The organism is Methyloversatilis sp., from assembly GCF_965284615.1.
Taxonomy (GTDB): Bacteria; Pseudomonadota; Gammaproteobacteria; order Burkholderiales; family Rhodocyclaceae; genus Methyloversatilis.
The window spans coordinates 1,510,751-1,524,075 of the sequence record NZ_OZ260098.1 but is presented as its reverse complement, the minus strand read 5'-3'; the positions used below and the strand labels follow the sequence as shown (position 1 = coordinate 1,524,075).

The following is a 13,325-nucleotide window of genomic DNA, read 5'->3' as shown; positions in this document are numbered from 1 at the left end:
TCTCCTCAACCCATCATCGCCAGCGTGCTGTCGAACAGCTCGTTGGCGACGGTGATCACTTTCATATTGGCCTGATACATTTGCTGGAACTGGATCAGGTTCACCGCCTCTTCGTCGTTGTTCACGCCGCTGGTGGACTTCCAGCTCTCTTCGGCCTGGTTGCGCACCGTGGTCGCCGTGGTCAGCGAAGCCTGGTTCTGCTGGCTGTCCATGCCCAGCTTGCCGATCAGCTGCGTATTGGCGTCGCCGACCCGTACCGTGCCGAGCGAGGTCACGGTGATGGGCTGGTTGCGCAGCGCGATCATCGCCAGCAGGTTGTCGCTGTTGCCGGGCTTGGTCGGGTCGGACGAGAAACCCAGGTCCTGCGGCAGCACGCCGGCCGCGACCGACAGCATCGAGGTCGAACTCGACGCGTCATAGACGAACAGCGGGCCGCCCGCGGCGCCGCCCAGCGTGTAGCCGGCGCCGAGCTGGGCGTTCATCAGCGTGGAAATTTCGGAAGCGATGTCGCCGATCGACTGGCGCAGCGGAATCAGCGTGCCGTACTCGAAATCGGCCAGTCCGCCGAGCTGCCCGCCCAGACCTTCGTCGCGCACGGCGAATACCTCGCTGGCGAACTTCAGCGTCAGCGCCTGGGTGCCGGCCGGCGTGTCCTGCACTTCGAGGCGTGAGGCCGTGGTGCCCACCACCAGCGGCTGCCCGCTCTTCAGCGACACATTGCGCGAACCATCCGGATGATTCACGACCTGGATCGACACCATGCCGGCCAGCCCGTCGATCGCCTGGTCGCGCGCGTCCATCAGACCGGAAGCATTGACGCCGGCCGCTTCGGCCAGCGAAATGCGCTTGTTCAGGTCGGCGATCAGTGCGGTGCTCGAATTGATCTGCGACACCAGCGTCGTGCGCTGCTGCGCGATCGAGGCGCGCTGGTTGGCGAGCACCGTGGTCAGGTTGTTGAAGCGCTGGGCCAGCGCGTCCGCCGCGGTGATCACCTGCGCGCGAAGCGGCACCGAGCTCGGCTCCACGCTGGCCGCATTCAGCGCGCTGAAGAAGGCGTCCAGACCGTTGTTGATGCCGGACGCGTCGTCCCCCATCACCTGTTCGAGCTGGTCGAGATAGGGCTGCCGGGTCGAGCGGTTCGACAGCTCCGACGCCGCCTGCCACATCTGCAGGTTCTTGTAGTCGTCGCTGAAACGTTGCAGCGACGACACCGCCACGCCGCTGCCGGCCGACAGCGCGCCGCTCTGCATGGGCTGCACCGAAGCCAGCACCGCAGCCTGCCGGGTGTAGCCGGGCGTCATCACGTTGGCGATGTTCTGGCCGGTGGCGCTGAGCGCGGCCTGCGCCGCCAGGGTTCCGGTCAATGCGTTGTTGATCAGGCTCATGGGTTGTTCCGGGTCGTTGCGTGGCCGGGAGCGCTTTCCGCGTGCTCCCCTGTACTGGAGGCGACCATGGGCGCCGGCGCATTAAACGCAACCGGCGCCGGCTGCGGCAGCAACTGGCGCAGCAGCATGTCGGCAATGCCGAAAGCGCGCTGCGAAGCCATCGCGTCGGCAACCAGACCGTCGGCGAGGTCCAGCATGTCCTCGTTCACGCGGTCCTTGAAAATGCTGTCCTCGCCGGCCATTTCGCGCGTGCTGCGGCGCATCTGGCGCAACGTCTCGCTGATGAAGAAGCTCTCGAACTTGACGGCCGCTTCGGTCGCCTGCTTCAGCAAGGCGGGATCGACCTGCGGTGCGACCGGCACGGTCTGCGCCTCCGTCTGGACTGGCGCTGCGGACGATGCGATGTCGTGGATGTTCATGCTCAGATCACGATCAGTTCGCCATCGATGGCGCCAGCCTGGTCCAGCGCCTGCAGGATGGCCATGATGTCGTCCGGCGTCGCGCCGATACTGTTCACGGTGTCGATGATGGTCTGCAGTTTGGCACCGGCCGGCCAGTTGAACATGCGTCCGTCGCCCTGCTCCACCTCGACCTTGGAACGCGGCGTGACCGCCGTCTCGCCGCGGCTCAGCGGTGCCGGCTGGCTCACGTTCGAGCTCTCGGAAATGATCACCTTCAGCGAACCATGCGACACCGCGGCCGGACGCACGGTCACCCCCTCGGCGATGACGACGGTACCGGTGCGCGAATTGAACACGACGCGCGGCGTCGTCTCGCCGACCACCACGGGTAGCGCTTCGAGCTGGGCGACGAAGGCGACCCGCTGCGTCGGATCGGCCGGTGCCACGACTTCGATCGCGGTGGCATCGCGCGTTGACGCCACCTCGCCGAAACGGCCGTTGATCGCACCGACGATATTGGTCGCCGTCTGGAAATGAGGGCGCTTCAGGCTCAGCAGCACGGTCGGTCGCACATCGAAATCGGTCATGATTTCCCGTTCCACCGTTGCACCGTTCGGAATGCGTCCGGAGGTCGGCGTATTGACGGTCACGCTGGATCCGCTGCGGCCGCTCGCGCTGAGGCCGCCGACCACCAGATTGCCCTGGGCCAGCGCATAGATTTCGCCGTCGGCCGCGCGCAGCTGGGTCAGCAGCAGCGTGCCGCCACGCAGACTCTTCGAGTCGCCGAGCGAGGACACCGTGACGTCGATGCTCTGCCCCTTGCGATAGCCCGGCGGGAACACCGCGCTGACCATCACGGTGGCCACGTTCTTGCTGCGGCTCTGCGTACCCTCCGGCAGCTTGAGGCCGAACTGCTTGAGCAGGTTGGACACCGACTGCCCGGCCGACTTGACCTGCGTACTGTCGCCGGTGCCATGCAGGCCGACGACCAGGCCGAAGCCGATCAGCTGGTTCTCGCGTACGCCTTCGACACTGACCAGATTGCGCAGCGGCTGGGTTGCGGGTGCAGCGGGTACTGCCGCAGCACGGGCATTCGTCGCGGCCTTCGGCGCAGCGAATGCAGCGCCGGCCACGAGGCAGGACAGGACGGCAAGCGTCCGGCGGAAGATCATCGTTTCATCCTCAGAAGGGCATCAGCGCGCCGACGAAGAAGCGCAGCAGCCAGCCCGGGCTGTTGGCGTCCGCCAGCACGCCTTCGCCGGAATAGGAAATGCGGGCATTTGCCACGCGCTGCGAGGACACGGTGTTGTCCGAACTGATGTCGGACGCACGCACATAGCCCTGAAGGCGCACGGTCTCGTCGCCCTGGTTCAGGTACAGCGTCTTCTCGCCGCTGACGCGCAGCAGGCCGTTGGGCAGCACCTCGTGCACGATGACGGTGATCGAGCCCTGCAGCCGGTTCTGCTGCGAACTGGTCGAGTTGCCCTTGAAATCGGACTGCGCATCGACGCTGACATCGGTCTTGAAGCGCTTGCCGGCGATCACCGTCGGCTGCATCGCGATACCGCTCTCCTTGCCGAAGGTGGTACCGGCCGCCTTGCTCGCCTGCGTCGTTTCCTGCAGCACCACGGTGACCACGTCGCCGGTGCGGAAGGCGCGGCTGTCCGAGGTGAGCGACCAGGCCGAGGCGGGCTGGAACACGCCGCCCGCAGCACCGGCCGCGGGCGGCTGCACTGGCGGCGGCAGGCGGTCGGCCTCGGCCAGCGGCGGCGCCTTGTGTTCCAGGCTCGTGCAGGCCGCCAGGCACAGCGACGCGAACAGCGCAAGGACGCGGGCCGGGTGACGCATCAGCGCACCGCCTGGGCGAGGTACTGCATCATGTTGTCGGCGGCCGACAGCACCTTGGTATTCATCTCGTAGGTGCGCTGGGCGGCGATCATGTCCACCATTTCCTCGACCACCTGCACGTTGGACCCTTCGAGCGCGCCCTGCTTGAGCTTGCCAAGGCCTTCCTCGCCCGGGTTGCCTTCGGTCGGCACACCACTGGCCGCGGTCTCCTGGTAGAGGTTGTCGCCCATGGCCAGCAGGCCGGCCGGATTGACGAAGCTCACCAGCGTGAGCTGGCCGACTTCCTGCGGCGCGGCCTGACCCGGCACGGTGACCGACACCATGCCGTTCTCGCCTATCGTGATCGCCGTGGCGTTCTGCGGGATGTTGATTTCGGGAATGATGGGCAGGCCCTGCGCGGTCACCAGCAGGCCTTCGGCGTTCTTCTGCAGCTGGCCGGCGCGGGTGTAGGCGATGTCGCCGTTCGGGCGCTGCACCTGCAGGAAACCGATGCCGGAGATGGCGACGTCCAGCGACTGGCCGGTGGTCTGCAGATTGCCGGTGGTAAACACCTTCTGCGTGGCGACCAGGCGGGTACCGGTACCGAGCTGCACGCCGCCCGGGCTCACCGTATTGTCGTCGCGCTGCGCGCCCGGTTCGCGTTCGATCTGGTAGAACAGATCCTCGAACAGCACGCGGTCGCGCTTGAAGCCCACCGTATTCACGTTGGCCAGGTTGTTGGCGATGGCCTGCAGCTTCGCGTCCTGCGCCTGCACGCCGGTCTTGCTGATCCACATTGCGGGATTCATGTCGTCTCTCCTGTGTCGGCAGTGCTGCCGTTCGTCATTCGCGGATCAGGCGGTTGCCCGTCTCGGCCATCGAATCGGCGGCCTTGTACAGCTTCATCTGCAGTTCGAATTCGCGGTTCAGCGTCATGGTCGCCACCATTTCCTCGACGGCGGACACATTGCTGCCTTCGAGAAAACCGGCGCGCACACGCACCGTCGGGTCGGCCGGAAACTCGTCCTGACCGCGGCTCACCAGCAGGCCGGCCTCGTTCTTGATCACCGTTGCCGGATCGGGGCGTACCAGCTTCAGGCGTTCCAGGGGCTGCATCAGCGGCTGGCCGGGCGGACGGATGGAAATCGTGCCGTCCTCGCCGATGGCCAGTTGCGAGTACGGCGGCAGCACGATGGGGCCGCCCTCGCCCATCACCGCGCGGCCGTTCACGGTCAGCGTGCCTTCGGCATCGACGGTGAGCGCGCCGGCCCGCGTATAGGCCTCGCCGTCGCCCCACTGCACGGCGAGATAGCCGTCACCGGAAATGGCGACGTCGAGGTCGCGGTCCGTCTGCTTCAGCGTGCCCTGGCGGTTGGACACCGAGTCCGCGCGCAGCCGGCCGAGGTGGCGGGCGTCGTAACCGTAGCCCTGCACCGCCTCGCTGACCGACATTTCGAGATCGGCACGAAAGCCGGGCGTGTCCGCGTTGGCGAGGTTGTTGGCGCGCACCTGCTGCGCATGCAGCGCGCGCTCGGCGCCGCTCATCGCGGTATAGATCAGCGCATCCATGGCGGGTCTCTGTTACAGCGCCTGCATCAGCGACTGCATCATTTCGGTCTGCGTCGAGATCACCTTGCTGTTGGCCTGGTAGTTGCGCTGCGCCGACATCAGGCTCACCAGTTCCGAGGTCATGTTGACGTTCGACTGCTCCAGCGCGCCACCGGTCAGCGCGCCGGCCATGCCGGTGCCGGGCGTGAAATAAAGCGGATCGCCAGACAGCGAGGAACTGGTCCAGCTGGTGTCGCTGACCGGGGTCAGCGAGGCCTCGTCCGGGAACACCGCCAGCGCGATGCGGCCGACCGGCTCCTTCACGTTGTTGCTGTACTGCGCGATGACCGAGCCGTCTTCGGCGATCTGCACGCCGATCATCGTGCCGGACGCGTAGCCGTTGGCGGCGTTGACCCGCACGGTGGCGTCGCCGCCGAACTGCGTGGTGCCGGTGTAGTCGATATCCACGCTCAGCGCGGCCGCACCCGCCGGCGTACCGAGCGCCAGCGCGACCGGTGCGGCCGGCGTGACCAGCGCACCGCTGGTGTTGAAGTCCATCACCGTCGTCGTCGGCAGTGCCGCGCCGTCGAAGGTGTAGTGGGCGGTGATCTGGTTGGTGCCGGTCTTGACGAAGTACTGGCCGACGCTGTGCTTGCCGCCCAGCGAGTCATACACGACCGCGACCTGCGAACTGTTGAAGGTGAGCGGATTGGCCGGATCGAAAGGCGCGGCCGCCGGTGCAGCCCAGTCGGCCGACATGTTGCCGACGTACTGCAGCGTGTCGCTCGGCTTGGCGGGCACCTGGCCGGCTGGCACCTTGAGGTCGCCCATGGCGCCCAGCGTGGTGCTGCCGGACTGCATTTCGTAGCCCTGCAGTCGGCGGCCGAAGGTGTTGACGACGAAGCCGTCCTTGTCGGTCGAGAAGATGCCGACGCGGCTGAACAGCGAGGCGCCCGCGGTATCGCGCGTCACGAAGAAGCCGCGGCCCTGGATCGCCGCATCGAGGCCGCGACCGGTGGTCAGCACGCCGCCGCCGATGTCTATGCTCTGCGTCAGCGAAGCCACCTCGACGCCGGTCGGCTGGGTGCCGGCATACATCGCGGCGAAGTTGGCGCGGCTGGACTTGAAGCCGTAAGTGCCGGTGTTGGCGATGTTGTTGCTGATGGTTTCGAGCTGGGTGTTGATCGCATTGATGCCGGACAGCGCGATTTCATAACTCATGGACCGTATCCTCTCTTTCAGTTGACCGACGTGGCCGGACGGCCGTTGAAACGTGTGATGTAGGCCGGCGACACCTCGCCCAGGCCGGCGACGTTGAGCGCGACGTTGCCGCTGCCGGCCATGCGCACGCTGAGCAGGCGGCCGGCAATCTCGGTGGCCGGCGTCTCGCCTGTTTCCGTCTCGACGCGCAGCGTGTGCGCACCGGGCGGCAGGCCAAGCGCGGCAGGATCGATCTCGAACGGCACTTCGCCGGCAGCCCGGGTGCCCAGCTCGATGCGGCGCTCGACGCCGTCCGGGCCGCTCAGCACGAGTGTCGTGCGCGCGCTCGACGACGTCAGCGTGAAAGCGCCGCTGACCGGCTCGCTGCCGACCTCGACGGTGTCGGTATTCACCATGATTTCCGAACCGACCTGCGCGCCGAGCGCCAGCACCTGCAGGCTGGACAGCACCGACGCGTTGGCGCCGGTCTGCTGGGCAAGTGCCTGCAGCGACTCGACCTGGCTGAGCTGCGTGAGCTGATTGACGAAGTCGCTCGGGTCGGTCGGCTCCAGCGGATTCTGGTTGCGGATCTGCGCCACCAGCAGCTTGGTGAACAGTTCGGTCGGCGAACCCTGTTCGCCATTCGCCGCCTGCACCGCGTCGGACGCGCTGCCCTGGCTGCCGCCTACTACCTGAGTGGTCTGCATGGCCTCACCCTTCTCCGAGTTTCAGAAGGGCCTGCTGCATCGACTTGACGCGACCGAGCACCTCCACATTGGTTTCAAAGGCACGCGACGCCGACATCATGTCGGTCATCTCGGCCACCGAATTCACATTGGTGTAGAACACCATGCCGTCTTCGTCGGCCAGCGGGTTGTCCGGCTCGTACACCGAACGCAGCGGCTCGGTGCTCTCGACCACGTCGAGCACCTGCACGCGACCGGCCACCGCCGGCGCGCCGCCGACGTCCTCGCCGCCGAGCAGCGTGGCGAACACCGGCTTGCGTGCGCGGTAGGCGGTCTCTTCCGACCCGGACGCCGAATGCGCGTTGGCGAGGTTGCTGGAGATGGTGTTGAGGCGCACGGTCTGGGCCGCCATGGCCGAGCCGGCGATCTGGGTGATGTCGCGGAATGACATGGCTATTGTCCGGCGATGGCTTTCGCCAGCCCCTTGAGTTTCATGTTGGCGAAGGTGAGGCTGATCTGGAAATCCGAAGTGTTCTGCGAGAAGGCGGCCTGCTCGACGCCGAGCTCGACCGTGTTGCCGTCCTGCGCCGCGTGATAGGGCACGCGATAGAGCGTTTCGCCGCCCTCGCTGTCGAGCGACAGGCCGCCGGCCTCGCCCGCCATCGCCTGCCGCAGGCTGGACGCGAAGTCAACGTCGCGCGCCTGATAGCCCGGCGTGTTCTGGTTGGCGATGTTCTCTGCGATCACCCGCGTGCGCTCGGCACGCAGTTGCAGGGCCTGGCCATGCACGCCGAGCGCCTTCCCGAAATCGATACCCATGTCGGCTCCTGTCTGGATCGCTGACGAGGTGACCGGTGGCGTCGCGACGATGCGACACCGCCGTTCATCCTGTCGGCGTTTATTAAGCGTATGCGTATAGTTCAGGGACACCATCGACAATCCGCCGGCGAACTTGAGGCCCCGGATGCGGATATTTCTCACGCCCGCATTGCTGTTACCTTCACCGGCCACAGGAGACCCCGATGCACCGAAAGACTCATCCGAACAGCATGCGTCACGCACTCGCCGTGGTCGTCGCACTGTCCTGCCTGCCCGCCGCCGCGCAGGCTGACGGCACCGCACAGATCGTCGGCCAGGTTGAGGCAGCCGCGCGGCTTCAGCTCGAGCAGCAGGCCGAGCGCATGGGGCTGACCGACGCACGCATCAGCGTGACCGTGCAGCCGCCCTACAAGCCGCCTCCGCCCTGCGCCGGACGCATCGAGGTCGCGGCGCTGGACGTGAAATCACCGTCGCACCTGCGCTATGCCGCGCGCTGCAGCGACGACGGCGGCTGGACGCGCAAGGTGCAGGCACGCGCCCGCATCGTCGCCGACGTGGTCGTCGCGGCGACCGATATCGCGCCCGGCCATCCGATCGGCGACGCCGACATCGATGTCAACGCGCGCGACGTGACTGCGGTCGCCGATTTCTTCGCCGATCCGTCGGAGGTGATCGGCATGACCGGACGCCGTCCGCTGCGCGCCGGCGACCTGTTGCGCAAGCGCCAGCTGGCGGCCGCGCTGCTGGTCAAGCGTGGCGACGCGGTACGCATCGTCGCGCGCAACGAAGGCATCGAAGTCCAGGTGGCCGGCGAAGCGCTTGATGCGGGCGGCATCGGCGACATGGTGCGCGTGCGCAACCTGTCGTCCGGCAACGTTCTGCGCGCACGCGTCACCGGCGCGGGCGACGTCGAGCCGGTCACGCGCGCCGCTCAGTAGCCTCGCGTGCGGATCTGTCCGGCCAGCCGCACCAGCTTGTCGGCATAGGCCGGATCGGTCGCGTAGCCCCCTTGCACCAGCCCGTCGGCGAAGGCCTGCACGTTGTCGCCTGCATTCAGCGCGCCGGTGTAGCGCGGGTTGTCGAGCAGCAGGCGTGCGTAGTCGCGGAAGGCGCCAGCGCCGTCGGCGTAGCTGCGGAAGGACGCACTGACCGACACGTCGGCGCCGTCCAGATGTTCGGTCGTGCGCGCCTCCAGGGTGGCGCCGCGCCATGCGCCGCCCGCCTTGATGCCGAACAGGTTGTGGCTGTCGGTGCCGTCGGCCGCGCGCAGCGGCTTCTGTCCCCAGCCGGACTCGAGCGCCGCGTGCGCGATCACCGCCTCGGCACTGACGCCAAGACGGCGCGCCGCCTCGGCCGCCCACGGGCGGATGCCGGCGACGAAATCGCGCCGCCCGGCCTCGTCCGCCGACGTGTCCACGTCCGCGGTGCGCGTCGCGTTGCGCAGCAGCTGGGCTTCCGGACTGAGTGTGGCCGTGCTGCCCATGATGTCGGCAGCACCGGCCGACCCCTGGCGGATGAAGCGGTTGACCTCGGCCGACACTTCGCCGAACAGCGGCGCAAACCGACCGGCGACCCCGACTGGCGCCGCCGGACGGGTCGGTTCGACATTGGGCGCCAACGGCCGCGCCGGTTCAGGCCGGAGCATAGGTCTGGTCCTCGCCGTGCAGCACACGCTGCATGATTTCGTACTGGTCGGTCATCAGCAGGCAGTTGCGCGCATTGAGGCGCTTGCAGTCGGCGACCCGTGCCTGCAGCCCGGTCCACATCGCGCGACAGCGTTCACGGTTGTCCTCCGGCAGTTCGGCGAACACATGTTCCATGCGCCCCTCCGTTCCGTACAGGCCGGCCACCAGACGGGCTCGCAGCCGGCGCCTGGCATCGAGTACCTGCACCGCATCGGTGATGCGGGCCGCCAGCATGCGCAGCGCCGTCGCGTCGTGACGCAGCGCGGCATCGAACTGGCTGTCGAGCAGCAGACGCAGCGCGCCGTAGTCCGCCACGTCGCTGAGCACGTCGCGCAGCAGGCGGGCGATGGCCTCGCCGCGCTTCATCCCTTGCTGCCGTGGAAGCGTTCGATCAGGCCGGCCAGCTTGTCCGCGTCGAAGGGCACCTCGCCGCGCGCCAGCGCCTCGCGCAACGCATCGATGCGCGCATGATCGATTTCCGGCAGTGCGCGCATCGCCTCCATCGCCGGCTGCAGCGTCAACGACTGCAACTTCGCGGGCGACGCCGGCGCGACCGCTTGCGGCGCCTCCGCCGGCCCGTTACCGCTGACCGAACCTGGCGCGTTGACGCCGGCTGCACCGCTGCCTGTGATTCTCATCTGATGTCCTCTCGATCGTGTTCGCATTCAAGCTCACCTGTCCGCGCGATTCAGCGGCCGGTGCCGGCCGACGGCGCCACCAGCTGCGTTCGCAGCTGCTCCAGCGCATCCCGGTCCGGCATGGCCGCGTGCGCGCCTTCGGCAAAGGGCAGCCGCTCGTTCGGCAGGCCATACATCGCCGCCACCAGTTCGGCCTGCCTGCTGGTCAGTATCAACAGTTCGATGCGCCGGTTCACGCCGGCCGTCGCATCTTCGGTATTCAGTGGCGCGCGATCCGCCATGCCGACCACCTGCAGCACGCTGCTGGTCGGCATGCCGCCAGCCAGCAACTGCGAGCGCGCGGTCAGCGCACGGTTGCTCGACAGCGTCCAGTTCGAGAACGCCGCGTGATCACGATTCGCATACTGCACCGAATCGGTGTGACCGACGATCAGCATCTGATTCTCCATCTGCGCGAACAGCGGACCCAGCGAACGCAGCAGCTTGCGGAAGCGCTCGGTGGCGAAGGAACTGCCGCGGTCGAACATGCCCTGCTGGTCGGTGTCGTGCAGCATCACGCGCAGGCCATAAGGTGTGATCACCGACTGCAGATTGCCTTCGAGCCCGGCGTCCGCGCTCATCTTCTTCATCACGCGGGCCAGCGCTTCCATATCGGCCGGGGATTCGTAGCGCACGCGTGCCGTGCGCGGCCCGTCCGCCGGGGCGGTTTCGCCGCGCGCCGCGCTTTCGCCCGGCGCCGACATGCCCTCGCGCGGCGGCATCGGTTCGCGTTCGATCAGGCTGCCGCGCGGGCCACCGAGCGACTGCGCCATCAGGCCGCTGCCTTCGTCGATGCGGCTGCTGTCGGACGCGCGCAGCACCTGCTCCAGCGATTCCTGCTCGCGCGACGCGAGCAGCCACAGCACCAGGAAGAGGCAGAGCAAGGCCAGGCAGAAATCGGCGAAAGCCACTTTCCACGAGCCGCCATGCGACTCCTCGTGTCCCTTTCCGGACACGCGCTTGACGACGGTTGCGCCGTGCGCGTCAGGCTTCGACACGTTTGTCTCCGGCGCGGCGGCGCGGCGTGGCATCCGGATCGCCCGCGCCCTGCATCGCGTTGATCCAGCTTTCGAGGCGGGCGAAGCTGGGCTTGATGTTCAGCTGCACCAGGCGACGACCGGCGTCGATCGCCAGCAGCGGCGGTTTCCCCGACACATGGGTCACCAGCACCACCTTCACCGACTCCAGTGCCTGCAGTTCCTCGCCGACCAGCTGCTTCATCATGTTGCTGATCGGGTCGAGCACGCCGTAGCAGAAGAAGATGCCGATGAAGGTGCCGACCATGGCCGAACCGACGCGCACCGCAATCTCGCCGGTACCGGCGCCGTCGGCCACGACATTCATCGTCATCACGATGCCGAGCACCGCGGCCAGGATGCCGAAGCCCGGCATCGCCTCGCCGATCTTGCCGAGCGAGCGCGCCGGTTGCGACATTTCCTCGTGGATCGCCTCGATCTCCTGTTCGAGTACACCCTCCAGCTCGTGCGCGTTGATCTTGCCCATCGCCATCAGCCGGAAGTTGTTGACGATGAAGTGCAGCAGCTTGGGTTCTTCGAGTATCAGCGGATAGCGGCGGAACATTTCGCTCTCCTGCGGCGCCTCGACGTGGGCGTCCAGCGCCTTCAGACCGCCGGCCGCGGTCTGCAGCAGTTCATACATCAGCAGCAGCAGCTGGCGCTGGAACTCCTCGCCCTGCTTGCGCCGCAGCATCACCTTGCGCAGCTGCAGCCACATCTCCTTCAGCACGTGACCGGGGTTGCCGAGCACGATGGCGCCGGCGGCGGCGCCGACGATGATGATCAGTTCGATCGGCTCCCAGATCACTGCGAGCTTCCCGCCATGCAGCATGAAGCCGCCGAACACGCTGATCAGGATGATGGCGACGCCTACGATGGACTGCATGATTCGTTTCCTCTTGGTTTTCCCGGGCGGTCAGCCGAGGAAGGCCTTCATTTTCCTGAGCGCGCCCTTGTTGATCTGGCAGATGCGCGCCTCGGTCAGGTCCAGTACCGCCGCAATCTCGCGGTAGCTGAGTTCGAATTCGTAATAGAGCTGGATCACTCGCTGTTCGCGCTCGTCCAGCCGGGTCAGCGCCTGCGCCAGGCTGCGCCGGGTCATCAGCTGTTCTTCCGGCGACTGGCCGGCCGCCGCCATCTCGTGCATCTGGCCGACCAGTTCGTCGAAGCTGGCGATGGTTTCGGCGTTCTCCGCCAGCAGGTGCGCCTGGAAGGCGTCAGCCGCAATGCCAAGCGCAGCGCACGCTTCGGCCTCGGTCGGCTCGCGTCCGAGCTGACGGGTCAGCGCACGCACCGCGTCGCGGGTGCGGTGACTGTCCTGGCGCACGGTGCGTGGCCGCCAGTCCTGCCGCCGCAGTTCATCGAGGATGGCGCCACGCACGCGCAGCGCCGCGTAGCCGGCAAAACCCTGATCGGGTGTGCCGTAGCGGCGCAGCGATTCGAGCAGGCCGAGCAGGCCGATCTGTTCCATGTCCTCGCGGTCCATCGCTCCGGACACCTGGGACAGCAGCTGGCGCACGATGCGCTTGACCAGCGGCGCGTACTCCACCAGCCAGCGCTGCTCCTCGGCGGCGTCCAGCGTGCGCGCCGCCGCGCTGCTCACCTCGGCGTAGTCCGAATGCATGTCCATGTCATTCAACGATCAGCTTGCCGACCATTGCCTCGACGAAGGGCTTGCTGCGATGCGCCTTGTCGTAGTCTTCCGTGAAAGCACGATTGACCTCGGCCGCCAGTTCGTCGATGGTCATCGCGCTGACCTGCTGCGCGGTCATCGACGCCAGCGCGCGCACCGCGATGCTGCGCAGCAGCGGCAGGTGCTCCTTGGTGTCCTTCTCCTTCTCGATCGCCGTGGTGAACACCAGGTCCATCGACATGTAGCGCGTCACGTTCTCCTCCGGCGCGCGTCGCAGCATGACGACCACCTTGTCGAGGCTCACGTACTTCTGCGGCACGGCCTCCTTCGGCACTGCAGCCTGAGCATCGGCGCCGCCGGCGTCCTTCATGCCGAACCACCAGACCGCGCCGCCGCCAGCCGCCGCCAGCACGACGCCGACCACCGCGAAAATGATCGCCTTCTTCAT

Annotated in this window: 18 protein-coding genes; 1 reads left to right on the top strand and 17 read right to left on the bottom strand. The window is 67.2% G+C overall.

All coding sequences use genetic code 11. The features are described 5' to 3' along the window. Nucleotides 1-5: 5 nt before the first annotated feature. Genes flgK through flgB form a run of 10 tightly spaced genes read right to left on the bottom strand, consistent with a single transcriptional unit; the run spans nucleotide 6 to nucleotide 7,866 of the window. Nucleotides 6-1,385: a flagellar hook-associated protein FlgK gene (gene flgK / locus ACQ66H_RS07395; protein WP_430433443.1), complete on the bottom strand. Its 1,380-nt coding sequence runs from the start codon at nucleotides 1,383-1,385 to the stop codon at nucleotides 6-8. After that, nucleotides 1,382-1,804: a rod-binding protein gene (locus tag ACQ66H_RS07390; protein ID WP_430433442.1), complete on the bottom strand. Its 423-nt coding sequence runs from the start codon at nucleotides 1,802-1,804 to the stop codon at nucleotides 1,382-1,384. The genes flgK and ACQ66H_RS07390 overlap by 4 nt, the downstream gene beginning before the upstream one ends. A 2-nt stretch (nucleotides 1,805-1,806) precedes the next feature. Then, a complete protein-coding gene (locus ACQ66H_RS07385) occupies nucleotides 1,807-2,958 on the bottom strand; it encodes a flagellar basal body P-ring protein FlgI (RefSeq protein WP_430433441.1) in 1,152 nt (383 codons plus the stop codon). 10 nt (nucleotides 2,959-2,968) lie between these two features. After that, nucleotides 2,969-3,634, bottom strand: a complete 666-nt coding sequence (gene flgH / locus ACQ66H_RS07380; RefSeq protein ID WP_430433440.1) for a flagellar basal body L-ring protein FlgH — start codon at nucleotides 3,632-3,634, stop codon at nucleotides 2,969-2,971. Continuing rightward, the gene (gene flgG / locus ACQ66H_RS07375) at nucleotides 3,634-4,410 is read right to left on the bottom strand and encodes a flagellar basal-body rod protein FlgG (RefSeq protein ID WP_019918811.1); all 777 of its coding nucleotides are present in this window, start codon (nucleotides 4,408-4,410) and stop codon (nucleotides 3,634-3,636) included. The genes flgH and flgG overlap by 1 nt, the downstream gene beginning before the upstream one ends. A gap of 46 nt (nucleotides 4,411-4,456) precedes the next feature. Continuing rightward, nucleotides 4,457-5,182 carry a flagellar basal body rod protein FlgF gene (locus ACQ66H_RS07370; RefSeq protein ID WP_430433439.1) on the bottom strand — a complete coding sequence of 242 codons (726 nt, stop codon included), beginning with the start codon at nucleotides 5,180-5,182 and terminating at the stop codon, nucleotides 4,457-4,459. 12 nt (nucleotides 5,183-5,194) lie between these two features. Then, entirely contained in the window at nucleotides 5,195-6,382 is a 1,188-nt protein-coding gene (locus ACQ66H_RS07365) for a flagellar hook protein FlgE (protein ID WP_430433438.1), read from the bottom strand. 17 nt (nucleotides 6,383-6,399) lie between these two features. Then, nucleotides 6,400-7,068 carry a flagellar hook capping FlgD N-terminal domain-containing protein gene (locus tag ACQ66H_RS07360; protein WP_430433437.1) on the bottom strand — a complete coding sequence of 223 codons (669 nt, stop codon included), beginning with the start codon at nucleotides 7,066-7,068 and terminating at the stop codon, nucleotides 6,400-6,402. Between the two features lie 4 nt (nucleotides 7,069-7,072). Next, a complete protein-coding gene (flgC, locus tag ACQ66H_RS07355) occupies nucleotides 7,073-7,498 on the bottom strand; it encodes a flagellar basal body rod protein FlgC (RefSeq protein ID WP_019918815.1) in 426 nt (141 codons plus the stop codon). Between the two features lie 2 nt (nucleotides 7,499-7,500). Further along, entirely contained in the window at nucleotides 7,501-7,866 is a 366-nt protein-coding gene (flgB, locus tag ACQ66H_RS07350; RefSeq protein WP_425762439.1) for a flagellar basal body rod protein FlgB, read from the bottom strand. Nucleotides 7,867-8,069: 203 nt separating this feature from the next. Between flgB and flgA the strand changes: the two genes are divergently transcribed. Beyond that, nucleotides 8,070-8,804, top strand: a complete 735-nt coding sequence (flgA, locus tag ACQ66H_RS07345; RefSeq protein ID WP_430433435.1) for a flagellar basal body P-ring formation chaperone FlgA — start codon at nucleotides 8,070-8,072, stop codon at nucleotides 8,802-8,804. On the opposite strand, the gene flgJ is transcribed toward flgA, so the two are convergent. The 7 genes from flgJ to ACQ66H_RS07310 are packed head-to-tail and all read right to left on the bottom strand — an operon-like array spanning nucleotide 8,798 to nucleotide 13,325. Further along, the gene (flgJ, locus tag ACQ66H_RS07340; RefSeq protein ID WP_430433434.1) at nucleotides 8,798-9,511 is read right to left on the bottom strand and encodes a flagellar assembly peptidoglycan hydrolase FlgJ; all 714 of its coding nucleotides are present in this window, start codon (nucleotides 9,509-9,511) and stop codon (nucleotides 8,798-8,800) included. The genes flgA and flgJ overlap by 7 nt on opposite strands. Next, nucleotides 9,498-9,917 carry a flagellar export chaperone FlgN gene (gene flgN, locus ACQ66H_RS07335; RefSeq protein ID WP_430433433.1) on the bottom strand — a complete coding sequence of 140 codons (420 nt, stop codon included), beginning with the start codon at nucleotides 9,915-9,917 and terminating at the stop codon, nucleotides 9,498-9,500. The genes flgJ and flgN overlap by 14 nt, the downstream gene beginning before the upstream one ends. Continuing rightward, a complete protein-coding gene (flgM, locus tag ACQ66H_RS07330; RefSeq protein ID WP_430433432.1) occupies nucleotides 9,914-10,189 on the bottom strand; it encodes a flagellar biosynthesis anti-sigma factor FlgM in 276 nt (91 codons plus the stop codon). Before flgM ends, flgN begins: the two co-directional genes overlap by 4 nt. Before the next feature lie 50 nt (nucleotides 10,190-10,239). Then, nucleotides 10,240-11,226, bottom strand: coding sequence for a flagellar motor protein MotB (locus tag ACQ66H_RS07325; protein WP_430433431.1), 987 nt, complete (start codon nucleotides 11,224-11,226; stop codon nucleotides 10,240-10,242). Beyond that, nucleotides 11,213-12,130: a flagellar motor stator protein MotA gene (motA, locus tag ACQ66H_RS07320; protein WP_430433430.1), complete on the bottom strand. Its 918-nt coding sequence runs from the start codon at nucleotides 12,128-12,130 to the stop codon at nucleotides 11,213-11,215. Before motA ends, ACQ66H_RS07325 begins: the two co-directional genes overlap by 14 nt. A gap of 30 nt (nucleotides 12,131-12,160) precedes the next feature. After that, a complete protein-coding gene (locus ACQ66H_RS07315) occupies nucleotides 12,161-12,874 on the bottom strand; it encodes a FliA/WhiG family RNA polymerase sigma factor (protein WP_019918823.1) in 714 nt (237 codons plus the stop codon). 1 nt (nucleotide 12,875) lies between these two features. Beyond that, nucleotides 12,876-13,325: a flagellar basal body-associated FliL family protein gene (locus ACQ66H_RS07310; RefSeq protein ID WP_304003132.1), complete on the bottom strand. Its 450-nt coding sequence runs from the start codon at nucleotides 13,323-13,325 to the stop codon at nucleotides 12,876-12,878.

Bases quoted from the DNA above. Each gene is read 5' to 3' on its own strand.
- ACQ66H_RS07385 (WP_430433441.1), bottom strand. From the start codon at position 2,958: ATGATCTTCCGCCGGACGCTTGCCGTCCTGTCCTGCCTCGTGGCCGGC.
- ACQ66H_RS07315 (WP_019918823.1), bottom strand. From the start codon at position 12,874: ATGGACATGCATTCGGACTACGCCGAGGTGAGCAGCGCGGCGGCGCGC.
- ACQ66H_RS07390 (WP_430433442.1), bottom strand. From the start codon at position 1,804: ATGAACATCCACGACATCGCATCGTCCGCAGCGCCAGTCCAGACGGAG.
- ACQ66H_RS07310 (WP_304003132.1), bottom strand. From the start codon at position 13,325: ATGAAGAAGGCGATCATTTTCGCGGTGGTCGGCGTCGTGCTGGCGGCG.
- flgN (WP_430433433.1), bottom strand. From the start codon at position 9,917: ATGAAGCGCGGCGAGGCCATCGCCCGCCTGCTGCGCGACGTGCTCAGC.
- flgH (WP_430433440.1), bottom strand. From the start codon at position 3,634: ATGCGTCACCCGGCCCGCGTCCTTGCGCTGTTCGCGTCGCTGTGCCTG.
- motA (WP_430433430.1), bottom strand. From the start codon at position 12,130: ATGCAGTCCATCGTAGGCGTCGCCATCATCCTGATCAGCGTGTTCGGC.
- ACQ66H_RS07360 (WP_430433437.1), bottom strand. From the start codon at position 7,068: ATGCAGACCACTCAGGTAGTAGGCGGCAGCCAGGGCAGCGCGTCCGAC.
- flgA (WP_430433435.1), top strand. From the start codon at position 8,070: ATGCACCGAAAGACTCATCCGAACAGCATGCGTCACGCACTCGCCGTG.
- ACQ66H_RS07370 (WP_430433439.1), bottom strand. From the start codon at position 5,182: ATGGATGCGCTGATCTATACCGCGATGAGCGGCGCCGAGCGCGCGCTG.
- flgB (WP_425762439.1), bottom strand. From the start codon at position 7,866: ATGGGTATCGATTTCGGGAAGGCGCTCGGCGTGCATGGCCAGGCCCTG.
- flgG (WP_019918811.1), bottom strand. From the start codon at position 4,410: ATGTGGATCAGCAAGACCGGCGTGCAGGCGCAGGACGCGAAGCTGCAG.
- flgM (WP_430433432.1), bottom strand. From the start codon at position 10,189: ATGAGAATCACAGGCAGCGGTGCAGCCGGCGTCAACGCGCCAGGTTCG.
- flgC (WP_019918815.1), bottom strand. From the start codon at position 7,498: ATGTCATTCCGCGACATCACCCAGATCGCCGGCTCGGCCATGGCGGCC.
- ACQ66H_RS07365 (WP_430433438.1), bottom strand. From the start codon at position 6,382: ATGAGTTATGAAATCGCGCTGTCCGGCATCAATGCGATCAACACCCAG.
- flgK (WP_430433443.1), bottom strand. From the start codon at position 1,385: ATGAGCCTGATCAACAACGCATTGACCGGAACCCTGGCGGCGCAGGCC.
- flgJ (WP_430433434.1), bottom strand. From the start codon at position 9,511: ATGCTCCGGCCTGAACCGGCGCGGCCGTTGGCGCCCAATGTCGAACCG.